The organism is Bradyrhizobium sp. SZCCHNRI20481 (assembly GCF_032485055.1).
GTDB lineage: Bacteria > Pseudomonadota > Alphaproteobacteria > Rhizobiales > Xanthobacteraceae > Bradyrhizobium.
In genome coordinates this window covers 259001-274079 of record NZ_JAUEUE010000006.1, presented here as the reverse complement: position 1 = coordinate 274079, position 15079 = coordinate 259001, and the positions used below count along the sequence as shown (strand labels likewise).

Genomic DNA, 15079 nt, shown 5'->3' with positions numbered 1-15079 from the left:
TTTGAACGATTCCCTTAACGTCTCGCTCACCTGAAACGATACAGCTTGAATGATCGGCTTAAGCCGCGACGAACCCGTATGCCGGTAACTTGCATGGGCAGCAAACCGCAGGGGGCGAGCACGTATGAGCGCGACAGCCAAGCAGACCGTGACCCAGACCGCGACCAGGCGCCATCTCCTGCTCGCGTCGGATCGCGGTGACCAGAGCAGCGAGCTGGCGCGCATCCTGCGCTCGGTCGGCGATGTCGACATGATGCCGACCACCGAGATCCCCGAGAACCCCGGCAACCGCTTCTCCGGCGTCATCGTCGACATCAACCTGCGCTCGCCGGAGAGCGTGCAGCGGGTGCGCAAGAAGCTCTCGTCGCGCGCCTATAGCGAGGTGCCCCGCCTGTTCGTGCTCGCCGAGGCGCTGCACCATGCCACCATGCAGGCATGGGCGCTGGGCGCCACCGACACCATCGCGCGTCCGTTCAGCCCCGCCGACGTGCTGCAGCGCATTCGCTCGGCGCTTCCCGCCGACGACGGCTATGACGAGACCGATCGCGGCAAGCTGCTCAATCGCGGCGTCGAGGCGGCGCAGGCCGTCATGGTCAAGATCTTCGAGAAGCTGCCCGCCGGCGTCCAGTTGACGATGGAGGACATCGTCGCGGCCGAGAACAAGATCCTGAAGGCGATCAAGCACTCCTCGCTGCGCGAGTGGATGACCGTGGTCGGCTGCCATCACAACGACACCTATCGGCATTGCCTGTTCGTGACCGGCCTCGCGGTCGGCTTCTCGATTCATCTGGGCATGCGCGACGACGATCAGCGCCGGCTGGTCCGCGCGGCGCTGCTGCACGACGTCGGCAAGGCGTTCATTCCGGTCGCCGTCCTCGACAAGCAGGGCAAGCTGACGGCGGAGGAGATCGCGCTGCTGCGCCAGCATCCGCGCCGCGGCTACGAGGCGCTGTGGCGGCAGGGCGGCTTCCCGCCGGAGATGCTCGACGTGATCCTGCATCACCACGAGTTCCTCGACGGCTCCGGCTATCCCGACGCGCTGCACAACGAGCAGATCAGCGACATCGTGCGCCTCACCACGATCGTCGACATCTACGCCGCGCTGATCGAGCACCGCGCCTATCGACCGGCCTTCACGCATGCGCGCGCGTTTCAGATCATGGAGAACATGGGCCCGAAGCTCGACCAGCAGCTGCTGCAGGCGTTTCGCCCGGTCGCGATGGGCGCGCATTAGGACCGCGTGTCGTAACCTCGGTTCAATCCAGCAACTTGCGCAGCTCGGCCTTTGCGACCTTCTCCAGGGTCGAGCGCGGCATCTCGTCGACCAGCTTCACCTCGCGCGGCACCTTGAAGTCGGCGAGGCCGGCGCGGCAGGCGGCCAGCACCTTCTCGGGCAGCTCCTCGCGCGCGACCCCGGCCTGCGGGATGACGAACGCAACCGGCACCTCGTCCAGCATCGGATGCTTCTTGGCGACGACGGCGGTCTCGCGCACGCCGGGCACGGTGATGATCACCTGCTCGATCTCGGACGCCGCGACGTTCTCGCCACCGACCTTGAGCATGTCCTTGGTGCGGTCGCCGAACTTGATGAAGCCGTTTTCCAGCCGCGTGACGCGGTCGCCGGTGAGGAAGAAGCCGTCGGCATCGTAGCTCGTCCGCGTCGCCTCCTCATTGTAGAGATACTCCGCAAACAGCGACAGGCCGGGCACGCCCTTGATGGCGAGATTGCCGGTGGCGCCGACCTCGGTCGGCCGGCCGTCATCGTCGGTGATGCGGATGGTGTATTCCGGCGCGGCGCGGCCGATCGACATCGGCGCGTTCGGCTGGTCGACCTCGCCGACGATGCCGTGGGTGATGGTCTCGGTCATGCCCCACCAGCCGATGATCTTGATGCCGAACTTGGCGAAGGCGGTCGGCTCCGACATCGCGGTGCCCCACAGCCGGAATTTGTGATGCTTCGGCACCTCCTGGTCGAGCAGCGCCTTCATGCAGAACGGGATGGTCGAGGTCCAGGTGCAGCCATGCTCGAGCGCCACGCTCCAGAAGCGGCTCGCCGAGAAGCGCGGCTGAATCACGCAGGTCGCGCCGACCCAGAGTGTTGCCAGCATCGAGTAGGCCAGCGCGTTGGTGTGGAACAGCGGCAAATAGGTCTGGTGCACGTCGCCCTGGTGCAGGTCCTCGTGCACGGCGTTGACCTTGGCGCCCCACAGCGCATTGGCATGCGTCCACAGCACCGCCTTCGGCCGAGACGTCGTGCCCGACGTGTACTGTACGCTGCACGGCGCGAGCGGATCGACCGCGCGCCGCGGCCGGTCGGCGCTGTCGGCAAACAGCGTCTCGAAGCGATCGCCCACCCCGACCGCTGCTGTGTCCGGCTGCCCCGGATCATGCGAGATGACCGCAAGCCAGCGGATGCCGCGGCAGTGCGCCGCGATCATCTCGGCATAGGCCGGCTGGGTGATCGCCGCCACCGCACGGCAATGGCCGGCGAAATAGCCCATCTCGGCGGCCGCCGAGCGCGTGTTGGTCGTGACGGCGAGCGCGCCCAGCTCGACGCAGGCAAACCAGGCAAGCATCGCCTCGACGCAATTGTCGAGATGGATCAGCACGGCATCGCCAGGTTTGACGCCGCGCTTGACCAGACCGGCCGCCAAGGCGCCGACACGTTCGTGAAACTCGCCATAGGTCCAGCGGCGTGCCGGTGCATCGAACGGCGCGGAGATCAGGAACGGATGATCGCGCCGGGTTTCGCTGCGCAGCTTCAACAGCCACGGCACGTCCATGCCGTCGAACGGCGTGACCGTGCCGGCTGCGATCGTCGTTCCGTTCATTTTCGCTCCCGTCGTTATTGCGTGCGGCCCGTCTCCGGCCGCTTCGTTCTTGTCGTCATCTCTTGCCACCTGGCGCCGCCGCAATCAAATCGGGAATGAACCCGTTTCCGTTTGCGGGCGACCAATGGCGCGGCAAAACACGCCCGGAGGTTTGCATGCAGGCCGAGCCACGACCATGGCGGCTGCCCGATGCCCGCTATTTTCAGATCGCGGCATTGGCGACGCTGCTCGCGATCAATTTCGCCGTGATCGATTTCGGCGCGCGTCCCGCAGCGAGCGTGATCGCGGTCGCGGCGGCGCTGCTCACGCAGGCGGTCTGCTGCCGCATCTCCGGCGCGCCGCTCGATCTCAAGTCACCGTTGATCACCGGCCTGTCGCTCAGCCTGCTGTTGCGCGCCGATGCGCTGTGGCTGCATGCGGCGGCGGCAATGATCGCGATCGGCTCGAAATTCGTGCTGCGCATCGACGGCAAGCATGTCTTCAACCCGGCGGGGCTGGCGATCGTGGTGCTGCTGTTCAGCTCCAAGGGCGTGTGGATCTCGCCCGGCCAATGGGGCACGGAGATCTGGTTCGCAAGCCTGGCTGGCTTCTTCGCGATCCTGGTGCTCAGTGCATCCCGCCGGGTGGATATCGCGGTGTATTTCTTCGCCAGCCATGCCGCACTGCTGCTGCTGCGCGCCGCCTGGCTCGGCGATCCCCTGGCGATCCCCGTGCATCAGCTGCAGAGCGGCTCGCTGCTGATCTTCACTTTCTTCATGATCTCCGACCCGCGCACCTCGCCGGACTCGCGCGTCGGCCGGCTGCTGTTCGCGCTGAGCGTTGCGGTCGCTGCGCACTACCTCACCTTCGTCCTGCAGATGCGGCCGGCGCTCTACGTGTCGCTGATCGCGCTGTCGCCGCTCACGCTGCTGCTCGATCGGCTCGTGCCCGAGACCCGTTTTTCCTGGCGTTCGTCCGTTCCCGAAGGAGGTTCGACATGATCCTGCGTTACAGCAAGCTCTTCCGCACCGGCGTCGCGGCCATCGCGATCCTGGCGAACGCGGCGATGGCGCCGGCGAATGCGTTCTGCGGCTTCTATGTCGCCCAGGCCGACGCGAAGCTGTTCAACCAGTCATCGAAGGTCGTGCTCGCCCGCGATGGCGAGCAGACTGCGATCACGATGGCCAGCGACTTCGAGGGCGACGTGAAGGAGTTCGCGGTGGTCGTCCCCGTGCCGACCTTCATCGAGCGCAAGCAGATCGGCGTGGTCGAGCCGAAGACGATCGACCATCTCGACAAATACACCGCGCCGCGGCTGGTCGAATATCATGATGCCGATCCATGCGCGCCGGTCGTCGTTGCGGCGCGGGCCATGCCGGCGGCGCCGATGATGGCAGGCGCTGTCTATGAGATGGCCCGGCGGAACTATGGCGTCACCGTCGAGGCCAGCTACGACGTCGCCGAATACGACGTGCTGATCCTGTCGGCGCAGGAGAGCGACGGGCTGACGCGCTGGCTGACCGACAACAATTATCGCATTCCGCAGGGCGCGGACGCGGTGCTCGGCAGCTATATCAGGCAGGGCATGCGGTTCTTCGTCGCCAAGGTCAATGTCGAGCGGATGAAGAACATCGGCAACGGCACCCTGCGGCCGTTGCAGGTGCGGTACCAGAGTCCCAAGTTCATGGTGCCGCTGCGGCTCGGCACGGTCAACGCCAGGGGACCGCAGGACCTGATCATCTATGCGCTCACCAGGAGTGGCCGCATCGAGGCGGCCAATTATCGCACGGTGAAGATCCCATCCGATATCGATGTCCCGCTCTATGTGAAGGACGAGTTCGGGCCGTTCTACAAGGCGCTGTTCGAGCGGGCCGTCGCGCGCGAGAACATGCAGGCGGTGTTCGTCGAATATGCCTGGGACATGGCCTGGTGCGATCCCTGCGCCGCCGATCCGATGAGCAACAAGGAGCTGGTCGAGCTCGGCGCGCGCTGGATCGGCAGCGACGATGACACCGCCTTCAGCCTCCGCCGGGGCGCGGCCGGAGCCAATGCCTTCGTGACCCGGCTGCACGTGCGCTACGATGCAGAATCCTTCCCCGAGGACATCGTCTTCGCCGAGACCAAGGACCGCAGCAATTTCCAGGGCCGCTATGTCCAGCATCACCCCTGGCGGGGTGAGGCGTCCTGTGCCGCGGCGAAGACCTACCGGGACAGTCTCGCCGCACGTTTCGCCACGCAGGCGACGGATCTCGCGCAACTGACCGGATGGTCGCGCAGCGAGATCGTCGCGAAAATGGACAAGAGCGGCGAGACCGTGACGAAATGACCTCAGGGCGGCCTCGGCTCAATCCTGATACGAGGAGATCTCGATCAGGCTGCCGTCGGGGTCGCGGCAATATACCGAGCGCAGGGTGCCGCGTGCGCCCTGCTTGGCGACCGGACCTTCCTCGACAGCGATGCCGAGCGCCGTGAGATGCGCCACCACCTCGTCTGGGGTGCTGGCGGTGAGGAAACAGAGGTCGTCGCTGCCGGCCGCTACATGGTCAGCCGTGAACCAGTCGACCTTGTCCGCGTCCTTCGGTCGCACGTTGATCTTCTGGTTCCCGAACAGCAACGACGTGCGCCTCACCTTGCCTTGTCCGGGATCGAACACCTGGACCGTCATGCCCAGCACCTGTTGGTACCACGCCGTCGTGCGGTCGACGTCGGCGACATTGATGACCAGATGATCGAGCGCATCGACCTTGATCGGCATGGGCTCTTCCCTCCTGATGGGATATCGATCTCGCCGCCATCGCGGCACTCTGTTACAGTCGATCCCGGCGGCTCGTTAGCCGCCGCTCAACGATAATGCCTGAGGAAACGCATGATTTCACGTCGTACCGCGCTTGGTCTGATCGCCTCCGCCGTTCCGTCCATCGCTGCCGTTGGCAAAGCGTCCGCGGCCGACTATCCCACCCGTCCGGTCCGCTTCGTGGTGGGTTATCCTCCGGGTGGCGCGACCGACATCCTGGCGCGGCTGATCGGCCAGCGGCTGTCCGAGGCGCTCGGTCAGCAGTTCATCGTCGAGAACAAGCCGGGCGCCGGCAATAATATCGGCACCGATGCCGTCGTGAACGCGGCGGCCGACGGCCACACCGTGCTGCTGGTCAATCCGGCCAACTACATCAATGCGAGCCTCTACACCAACCTGAAGTTCAATTTCGTTCGCGATATCGCGCCGGTGGCCTCGCTCAACCGCGTCCCCAACGTGATGACCGTCAACAAGGACATCGGGGCCAAGAACGTCGCCGAGTTCATCGCTTACCTGAAGGAGAACCCCGGCAAGGTGAACATGGCCTCGTCCGGCAACGGCACCTCGGTGCATCTGTCGGGCGAGATGTTCATGGCGATGACCGGCACCAAGATGCAGCACGTGCCCTATCGCGGCGCGGCGCCCGCAATCACCGACATGCTCGGCGGCCAGGTGCAGGTCATCTTCGACAACATGCCCTCCATCATCCAGCACATCCGCTCCGGCTCGTTGCGGGCGCTCGGCGTCACCACCCAGCAGCGTTCGCCGCAATTGCCGGACGTCCAGGCCGTCGCCGAGACCGTGCCCGGCTACGAGGCGAGCGCGCTGTTCGGCATCGGCGCGCCGAAGAACACGCCCAAGGAGATCATCGAGAAGCTCAACAAGCAGGTCAACGTCATCCTGGCCGAGCCAGAGATCAAGGCGCGTCTGGTCGACCTCGGCGGCGAGCCGCTGATCCAGTCGCCGGAGCAGTTCGGCGCCCAGATCGTCGCCGAGACCGAGAAGTGGAAGAAGGTCGTCGAGTTCGCCGGCCTGAAGGTCGAATAGGACGAAGCGACGCAATCGCTGGTCGGCCGCCGCAACATGTTCTCGATGCGGCGCCGGCCCGCCAGACGGGAGTCGAGGGCTGAAGGCGGCGTGCCGCGCATGCGACACGTCACTGCCTTGGTTGGTGATCCGTTTCGCCGATTTGTCGTTTTTTGACCATGCCGGTGTGGTGCAACCCTCCGGCCAGAAGAGGAACAGATCATGCGCAAGGTGATGATGATGGCAGCCGGCCTCGTCGGCGTTGCACTTGGTGGCGGTATCGCGCCGGCCTCCGCAGGCGGTTACGACTATCCCTGGTGTGTGCAGGGCCGGGGCGTCGGCTATCCCGGCGACTGCTCCTATCACACCTTCGAGCAGTGCCGGGCGAGCGCCTCCGGGCGCAATGCAGGCTGTGGCATCAATCCGCGCGTCGCGTTCGATCCTGCCCGCCGCGGCCCTTCGGTCTATGTCGACATGCCGCCGCCGCGCCGCGTGCACCGCTATTCGTATTACTGACACCCTCGACCGAACTCGGCACGCGCGGCCGATCGGCTGACGCAGGCGCGCTCCGGGTTCGCGCGGGCTTGCATCGACTTTGCGTTCGTATATACTTTGTATTGCAAAGTTGAACGAGCCGGTCCCGGCTTCAGGTGAGACATGCGCGACCTCGACAAGGCGCTGGCGGACATCATTGCGATCCGCAGCCAGCTTGCGGCGGGCACGGCATTTCGCGGCTACGGGCCGGCGACGATGGCCGCGACCTCGGCCGTTGCGCTGGTCACGGCACTGCTTCAGCAGCTGTTTCTGCGCGACCCGACGGCGGACGCGTGGACGTTCCTGCTCGGATGGGCGGCGGCAGCCTGTGTCTCGCTGACGATGATATGGTTCGAGATGCGGGCGCGGTCGCGCCGGCATCATTCCGGCCTTGCGGACGCGATGATCCACCAGGCGGTCGAGCAGTTCCTGCCGGCGGGCATCGCTGGCGTGCTGCTCGCGGTGCTCTTGTGGAAGTTCGCGCCGGAGGCGCTGTGGATGCTGCCGGGTCTGTGGCAGATCCTGATGTCGCTCGGCGTGTTCGCGTCGGTGCGCTCGCTGCCGCGCACGGTGGCGCTGGCCGGCGCGTTCTATTTTCTGGCCGGCTTCGCGGTGCTGCTGGTGGGCAGCGCCACGCATGCGCTGTCGCCATGGACGATGGGGCTTCCGTTCGCGATCGGACAGGGGCTGATGGCGGGCATTCTGTATTTTGCGACCGGAGAGTCTGATGTCGAAGACTGACGGCAGCGCGCCGTTCTCCTATGACGGCCTCGATCGCGTCATCCACGAGAAGGCCCGGCTCGGCCTGCTCACCTCGCTGATGGCGCACCCCAAGGGTCTCGCTTTTGCCGACCTCAAGCAGCTCTGCGGACTGACCGACGGCAATCTGTCGCGGCATCTGCAGGTGCTGCAGGAGGCCGGCCTCGTCGAGGTCACCAAGGGCTATGAGGGCAATCGCCCTCACACCACTTGTCGGCTGACCAAGGCGGGACGCCGCCGCTTCCTCGATTATCTCGCCGTGCTCGAGCGCCTCGTCCGCGACGCTGCGGCCGCTGCCGGCAAGGAGCATACGCCATCGTCGGTCGGCCTGATCCCCGGCCGCGTCTGAATCGCGCATCGCATTTTTTTGACCTGGAGCTTTGCAATGCAAAGTAGTCTGCAACCGAAATCGCCTGCTGTGTCGGATGGCCTGCATGTCGGCATCATCATGGACGGCAACGGCCGCTGGGCGACGCGCAAGGGCCTGTCGCGGCTGCGCGGGCACGAGGCGGGCGTCGAGGCGATCCGTCGCGTCGTCGAAGCCGCGCCCGACCAGGGCATCGGGACGCTGACGCTGTATGCGTTCTCCAGCGACAATTGGCGACGCCCGCGGGCCGAGGTCGCCGCCTTGATGGCGCTGTTGCGGGTCTATCTCGCCAGCGAGGTGGAGTCGCTGGTGCGCAACGGCGTCCGCCTCACGGTGATCGGCCGCCGCGACCGACTGCCCGGCGGCATCGCCGACGCCATCGGCCGGGCCGAAGCGGCAACCCGCAATGGCAGCACCCTGCACCTGCGCATCGCCGTCGACTACTCGGCGCGCGACGCGATCCTCGAGGCCGCAACGAAAGCCCGCGAGATCGACGGCCTGACGCGTGCGGCGTTCTCCGACCTCGTGACGGGCGAAGCCGGCTTGCGCGACGTCGACCTGATCATCCGCACCTCCGGCGAGCAGCGCCTGTCCGATTTCCTGCTCTGGGAAGGCGCCTATGCCGAGCTGCATTTCACCCAGCGGATGTGGCCCGATTTCGATGCCGCAGATCTGGCGCAGGCGCTCGCCTCGTTCCGCGGCCGCGAGCGTCGCTTCGGCGGCCTCGAGGCGGTGCCGCTGGCGCCGGCACCGGTCTCCTGACGCCGACGCAATCTTTCCGCGCATCGGGGAATCATCTACCGCTTGCAGCACGAGCGCAGAGATCCCCTGATGAAGCACAAGCCGCGCCGGCCCGCCGGCAAGCCCCCGGTCAAATCCGGATCGATGGGCCACAGCGATACGCCTGATGCGCTGTGTGCCGCCGCCTTGCGGCTGCTGCACGCCGGACAGCTCGAGCAGGCCGAGGATGCGTGCCGCCGCGCCCTGACGCTGGACGCGGCTTCCATCGACGCGCTACGTGCGATGGGCCGGGTCTGCCTGGCGCTCAAGCGCGCCGATGATGCGATCGAGTGGTTTGCCCGCGCCGTTCGGCAGGACGTTTCCGCAGCGGAGTCCTTCGTCGGCTTGGCGCAGGCGCTGCGGGACTCCGGCCGCGTCGATGAAGCGATCAAGGCCTATGATCGCGCGCTGCAGCTGCAGCCGGATGCGGTGGAGAGCTGGGATGCGCTTGGCGAACTGCTGCAACTGAGGGAGCGGCACGCCGAGGCGGCGCTGGCCTGCGATCGGCTGCTGCAGCTCGCGCCCGATCGTGCCGCGACGTGGTTTCGTCTCGGCGAGGTGCTCGAAGCCCAGGGCCGGCGTGACGAGGCGGCGCTGGCCTTCGATCAGATGGCACAGCTCAAGCCAGATCATGTCGAGGCGGCCAACAAGGCCGGAGCGCTTCATTTCGATGCTGGCCACTACGAGCAGGCCATCTCGCGCTTCGGGCAGTCGCTGGCGGTGATGCCGGATCAGGCGGGCGTGCTGTACCTGAAGGGCATCGCGCTGCGGCGGCTGCGCCGCTACCAGGAAGCCGAGACTCTCGGCCATCGCGCGCAGGTGCTGGCGCCTGACAATCCCGACTTCGCCAATGGCTATGGATGCATCCTGCAGAACCTCGGCCGTCATGATGACGCCGTCGCCATGTTCGACAAGGCGATCGCGCTCCGGCCGCAGACCGCGGATTTCCACAATCATCGCGGCACGTCGCTGGCCGAGCTGCATCGCTTCGCAGAGGCGTTCGAAAGCTTCGATCGCGCCGTCGCGTTGAAGCCTGATCTGGCCGATGCGCACTGGAACGCGGCGCTGTTCCGGCTGTTGACCGGCGACTTCGCCCGTGGCTGGGCGGCGCGCGAATGGGGACGAAAATGTCGCGCCGTCGGCTTCGTCGAGCGCACCTTCGAGGCGCCGCTGTGGCTTGCGGATGCGCCCCTCGCCGGCAAGACGATCCTGCTCCATAGCGACGAGGGGCTCGGCGACACGATCCAGTTTTCGCGCTACGCCACAATGGTGGCCGCGCAGGGCGCGCGCGTCGTGCTCGAGGTCGACGCGCCGCTGCAGCCGCTTCTGTCCGGCCTGGATGGCGTGGCGCAGTGTCGTGCCCGCGGCATCGATGCGTTGCCTGCCATCGACTATCACTGTCCGCTGTCGAGCCTGCCGCTCGCGTTTGACACTCGGCTCGACACGATCCCTGCCGCGCCGTGCTATCTGCCGCGCCCTCCCGAGGCGCGCCGGGCGATCTGGGAACAGCGACTTGGTCCGCATGACCGCTTGCGGGTGGGCCTGGTCTGGTCCGGCAACCCCGCGCATCTCAACGATCACAACCGTTCGATGCCGTTGCCGACGCTCGCGCCGCTGTTCGAGATCGGCGCGCGGTTCGTCAGTCTGCAGAAGGAGCCTCGGCCGTCCGACAAGGCCGCACTCGCCGCGCGTGACGACATTCTCGATCTCACCGCTGACATCCGTGACTTCGTCGATACAGCGGCGCTGATCGATAATCTCGACCTCGTCATCACCGTCGATACCAGCGTGGCGCATCTGGCCGGCGCGCTGGGCAAGCCGACCTGGATCATGCTGCCCTTCACGCCGGACTATCGCTGGCTGCTCGGCCGTGACGACAGTCCGTGGTATCCGAGCGTGCGGCTGTTCCGCCAGGATGCGCGACGTGACTATGCCGACGTCGTCGCGCGCGTTCGCGAGGCGCTCGCCGCACAGCTCGCGACGTTCAGCCCCTGATGAACGCTTGAGCATCAACCAACGCCATAACTGAAATGTGATTGGCTGGCTGAGCCGCCGGCGCGTGCCGCCTGATGGCGATTGAGCTGCGTCAACGGATTTCTGCGTGCGTATGGCAAACGGAACGCCTGCTTCAGCGACGAAGGCGTTTTTGGAATGAATCAGCAGGAATCCGAGCTCGTCAGCGACATCCGGCCCGTTCAGGACGTGCGTGCTGAGCCCGGCGCTGTCGTTCCCGCGTCGGCGGTGCCTGTTCCCGTGTCCCATCAGCCGCGGCGCAGGTGGGCGTTGTGGCCGCTTCTGCTGCTCGTGCTCGCCGGCGGAGTCGCCGGCGGTGGCGGTTATGTCTGGTGGCAGCGGCTGCATCCGCCGCTGCCGCTCGGCATCAGCGTCAGCAACGGTCGCATCGAGGCTGACCAGATCGACATCGCGACCAAATTTGCCGGGCGCGTCGCCGAGCTGCGCGCCGATATCGGTGATCGCGTCGAGGCCGGGCAGATCGTGGCGCGGATGGACACGAAGGAGCTGCAGCAGTCGCTGTCGAAGGCGCAGGCCCAGGCCGAGCAGGCGCAGCACGTCGTCGATCAGGCCCGCGCCAATCTCGCGCAATTGCAGGCGCACAAGACGCTCGCCGAGCAGGAGATGGAGCGCACGCGCAGCCTGCTGCAGAACGGCTGGACCACACGCGAGCTGGCCGATCAGCGTCAGCAGGCGCTCGACAATGCCACCGCCGGCCTCGCCGGCGCGCAGGCGCGAATTTTCGAAGCCGAACGCGCGCTCGAAGCGGTTCGTCACGACGTCGCGCTCTACACCGTCCAGATCGCCGACAACTCCCTGATCGCGCCGAAGCCCGGCCGCATTCAATATCGTCTCGCCAACGTCGGCGAAGTCCTCGCCGTCGGAGGTAAGATCTTCACCATGCTCGACATCGGTTATGTCTACATGGACGTGTTCCTGCCGACCGAGGAGGTCGGCAAGGTCAAGATCGGCACCGAGGCGCGCATCGTGCTCGACGCCTATCCGGATCGTCCGATCCCGGCGAAAGTGTCGTTCGTGGCGAGCCAAGCGCAGTTCACGCCGAAGACGGTCGAGACCCGGAGCGAGCGCGACAAGCTGATGTTTCGCATCCGTGTGCGCGTCGATCAGGACAGATTGGCCGCGCACGCCGATGCCGTGAGGAGCGGGTTGCCGGGCGTGGCGTATGTCCGGTGGAATCCGGACGTCGCATGGCCGGCGCGTCTGCAAGTGTCGCCATGACGGCTGACACGATCGGCGATGCGCCTCCGGTCGCGATCGTCAGGAACGTCTCGCAGCGCTATCGAGACGTCGTCGTGCTCGACGATGTCTCGATCGATATTCCCGCCGGCCGCGTTGTCGGGCTCATCGGTCCCGATGGCGTCGGCAAGTCGTCGCTGCTGTCGATCCTGGCCGGCGCGCGCGCGATCCAGGACGGCCAAGCGCGCGTGCTCGGCGTCGACATGGCGGACCGGCGCGCCCGCACCCAGGTATGTCCGCGGATCGCCTACATGCCGCAGGGCCTCGGCAAGAATCTCTATCCCGATCTCAGCGTGCGCGAGAACATCGCGTTCTTTGCCCGCCTGTTCGGCCAGTCGAGATCCGAGCGCGAGTGGCGCATCGCCGAGCTGATGGAAGCGACGGCGCTGTCCGATTTCGCCGACCGGCCGGCGAAAAAGCTGTCCGGCGGCATGAAGCAGAAGCTCGGCCTGTGCTGCTCGCTGATCCATGATCCCGATCTTCTCATCCTTGACGAGCCGACCACCGGCGTCGATCCGCTGTCGCGCCGGCAATTCTGGGACCTGATCGACCGCTTGCGCGCGCGCAGCACGGCGGACATGAGCGTCATCGTCGCTACCGCCTATATGGAGGAGGCCGAGCGTTTCGACTGGCTGATCGCGATGAACGACGGGCGCATCCTCGCGACCGGCACGCCGGCGGAGCTCAAGGCGCAGACCAAGGCGGCGTCGATCGAGGACGCGTTCGTCGCGCTGCTGCCCGACCGCCCGGCGCGCGACCGGGCCGAGATGCCGGCGAAGTCCGAGCTCGACGGCAGCCACGAGACCGTGATCGTCGCGCGCGACCTGACCTGCCGCTTCGGCGATTTCACCGCGGTCGACCGCGTGAATTTCCAGATCCGCAAGGGCGAGATCTTCGGCTTCGTCGGCTCGAACGGCTGCGGCAAGACCACGACGATGAAGATGCTGACGGGGCTGCTGCCGCCCACCGAAGGCGAGGCGCTGATCTTCGGCCGCTCCATGGAGGCCGGCAATCATGAATCGCGCAGCCGCGTCGGCTACATGTCACAGGCCTTCTCGCTCTATGGCGAGCTCACGGTGCGGCAGAACCTGGTGCTGCATGCGCGGCTGTTCCATCTGCCGCTGGCCGCTGCCGGGAAGCGGATTGCCGAACTGGTCGAGCGCTGCGACCTCACCGACCATATCGACAGCCTCGCGGCCGATCTTCCGCTCGGCATCCGCCAGCGCCTGTCGCTCGCGGTGGCGATCGTCCACGGACCCGATCTGCTGATCCTGGACGAGCCGACGTCGGGCGTCGATCCGGTCGCGCGCAATCAGTTCTGGCGCCTGCTGATCGAACTTTCGCGTCAGGATGAGATGACGATCTTCGTCTCCACGCATTTCATGAACGAGGCGGCGCGGTGCGACCGGCTGTCGCTGATGCATGAGGGGCGGGTGCTGGCGACCGATACGCCGGACGGGCTGATCCGCGCCAAGGGCGCGCAGACGCTGGAGCAGGCGTTCATCGCCTTCCTCGAGCAGGATGCCGGCGTCGCCGATCCGCCGGTCACGCTGACCCAGGCGAAGCCCGATCCGCGTCTCGTCGATCGGCCGCAGGACGACCGGGGGCAGGCCGCCCTCAGTCTGCGGCGGCTGCTCGCCTATACGATCCGCGAAGGTCTCGAGCTGATCCGAGACCCGATCCGGCTGATGTTCGCGCTGTTCGGAACGGCGTTCCTGATGATCGTGATCGGCTTCGGCATCTCCACGGACGTCAACAACCTGACCTTCGCCGCGCTCGATCGCGATCAGTCGCCGGAGAGCCGTGCCTATCTGTCGGAGCTCAGAGGCTCGCGCTATTTCGTCGAAAGGCCACCGCTCGCGGGCTATGCCGAGCTCGAACGGCGGATGAAGAGCGGCGACATCAAGGCCTCGATCGAAATCCCGCCGAACTTCGGTGTCGACATCAAGCGCGGCCGGCCGGCCTTCGTGTCGGCCTGGATCGACGGCGCGATGCCGTTCCGCGCCGAAACCATTCGCGGATATCTCGAGGGCACGCATCAGCTCTATCTCTCCGATCCCGCCGTCAAGACGACGCAGCCGTTGCCGGCCTCGTCGGTCAATGTCGAGATCAGGTTCAAATACAACCAATCCTTCGACAGCATCTACGCGATGGCCCCAAGCACGATCGCGCTGCTGCTCGCGCTGTTTCCGGCCATCCTGATGGCGCTCGCGGTCGTGCGCGAAAAGGAGCTGGGGTCGATCACCAATCTCTATGTCACGCCGGTGACGCGGCTCGAATTCCTGCTCGGCAAGCAGCTGCCTTACATCGCCGTTGCGCTGGTGAACTTCGTGCTGATGTATGTGATGGCGACGGTCCTGTTCCGCGTGCCCCTCAAGGGGGCCCTTCTGCCGCTGATGGTCGGTACGTTCGTCTATGTCGTCACCACCACCGGCTTCGGCATGCTGATCTCGACCTTCTGCCGCACTCAGATTGCGGCTCTGTTCGGGACCGCCATCCTCACCGTGCTGCCCGCCACGCAGTTCTCGGGCATGCTGGTCCCGGTGTCGTCGCTGTCCGGTGTGGCCAAGCTGATCGGCATGGTCTTCCCGATGACGTACTACCGCCCGATCGCGGTCGGCACCTTCACCAAGGGGCTGGGCTTTGCCGATGTCGGCGCCGACATCCTGATCCTTTTGATCTTCATTCCCGTCCTGACGGGGTTCAGCCTGGCGATGCTGCCGAAGCAGGAGGCGTGAG

13 protein-coding genes are annotated in these 15079 nt (G+C 66.2%); 11 read left to right on the top strand and 2 right to left on the bottom strand.

The annotated features are described in order from the left end of the window. Positions 1-124 precede the first annotated feature (124 nt). Positions 125-1234 (top strand): HD-GYP domain-containing protein, encoded by a 1110-nt coding sequence (locus tag QX132_RS12055; protein WP_315735500.1) that lies wholly within the window; start codon positions 125-127, stop codon positions 1232-1234. A gap of 22 nt (positions 1235-1256) precedes the next feature. Here the strand turns inward: QX132_RS12055 and QX132_RS12050 are convergent, their stop codons facing one another. Beyond that, a complete protein-coding gene (locus QX132_RS12050) occupies positions 1257-2831 on the bottom strand; it encodes an AMP-binding protein (protein WP_316161275.1) in 1575 nt (524 codons plus the stop codon). Positions 2832-2986: 155 nt separating this feature from the next. Here QX132_RS12050 and QX132_RS12045 point away from each other — a divergent pair, with 155 nt between their 5' ends. Next, positions 2987-3811, top strand: coding sequence for an RnfABCDGE type electron transport complex subunit D (locus QX132_RS12045; RefSeq protein WP_316161273.1), 825 nt, complete (start codon positions 2987-2989; stop codon positions 3809-3811). Then, on the top strand, positions 3808-5136 hold the full coding sequence (locus tag QX132_RS12040; RefSeq protein ID WP_316161271.1) for a DUF2330 domain-containing protein: 1329 nt from the start codon (positions 3808-3810) through the stop codon (positions 5134-5136). The genes QX132_RS12045 and QX132_RS12040 overlap by 4 nt, the downstream gene beginning before the upstream one ends. 18 nt (positions 5137-5154) lie before the next feature. On the opposite strand, the gene QX132_RS12035 is transcribed toward QX132_RS12040, so the two are convergent. Continuing rightward, positions 5155-5565, bottom strand: a complete 411-nt coding sequence (locus QX132_RS12035) for a VOC family protein (protein WP_315775782.1) — start codon at positions 5563-5565, stop codon at positions 5155-5157. Between the two features lie 111 nt (positions 5566-5676). Here QX132_RS12035 and QX132_RS12030 point away from each other — a divergent pair, with 111 nt between their 5' ends. The 8 genes from QX132_RS12030 to rbbA all read left to right on the top strand — a co-directional run bounded on the left by QX132_RS12030 (position 5677) and on the right by rbbA (position 15078). Next, on the top strand, positions 5677-6651 hold the full coding sequence (locus QX132_RS12030) for a tripartite tricarboxylate transporter substrate binding protein (protein WP_315773292.1): 975 nt from the start codon (positions 5677-5679) through the stop codon (positions 6649-6651). Positions 6652-6852: 201 nt separating this feature from the next. Then, positions 6853-7146: a DUF3551 domain-containing protein gene (locus QX132_RS12025; RefSeq protein ID WP_315735488.1), complete on the top strand. Its 294-nt coding sequence runs from the start codon at positions 6853-6855 to the stop codon at positions 7144-7146. Between the two features lie 141 nt (positions 7147-7287). After that, on the top strand, positions 7288-7905 hold the full coding sequence (locus tag QX132_RS12020) for a hypothetical protein (RefSeq protein WP_315735485.1): 618 nt from the start codon (positions 7288-7290) through the stop codon (positions 7903-7905). Next, positions 7892-8272 (top strand): transcriptional regulator, encoded by a 381-nt coding sequence (locus QX132_RS12015; protein WP_315735483.1) that lies wholly within the window; start codon positions 7892-7894, stop codon positions 8270-8272. The genes QX132_RS12020 and QX132_RS12015 overlap by 14 nt, the downstream gene beginning before the upstream one ends. Positions 8273-8308: 36 nt before the next feature. Continuing rightward, a complete protein-coding gene (locus QX132_RS12010) occupies positions 8309-9052 on the top strand; it encodes a di-trans,poly-cis-decaprenylcistransferase (protein ID WP_315735481.1) in 744 nt (247 codons plus the stop codon). Between the two features lie 69 nt (positions 9053-9121). Next, positions 9122-11065, top strand: a complete 1944-nt coding sequence (locus QX132_RS12005; protein ID WP_316161268.1) for a tetratricopeptide repeat protein — start codon at positions 9122-9124, stop codon at positions 11063-11065. 156 nt (positions 11066-11221) lie between these two features. Beyond that, a complete protein-coding gene (locus tag QX132_RS12000; protein ID WP_315735477.1) occupies positions 11222-12322 on the top strand; it encodes an HlyD family secretion protein in 1101 nt (366 codons plus the stop codon). Beyond that, complete coding sequence (rbbA, locus tag QX132_RS11995; protein WP_316161266.1) at positions 12319-15078, top strand: ribosome-associated ATPase/putative transporter RbbA; 2760 nt, start codon at positions 12319-12321, stop codon at positions 15076-15078. Before QX132_RS12000 ends, rbbA begins: the two co-directional genes overlap by 4 nt. Position 15079 lies beyond the last annotated feature (1 nt).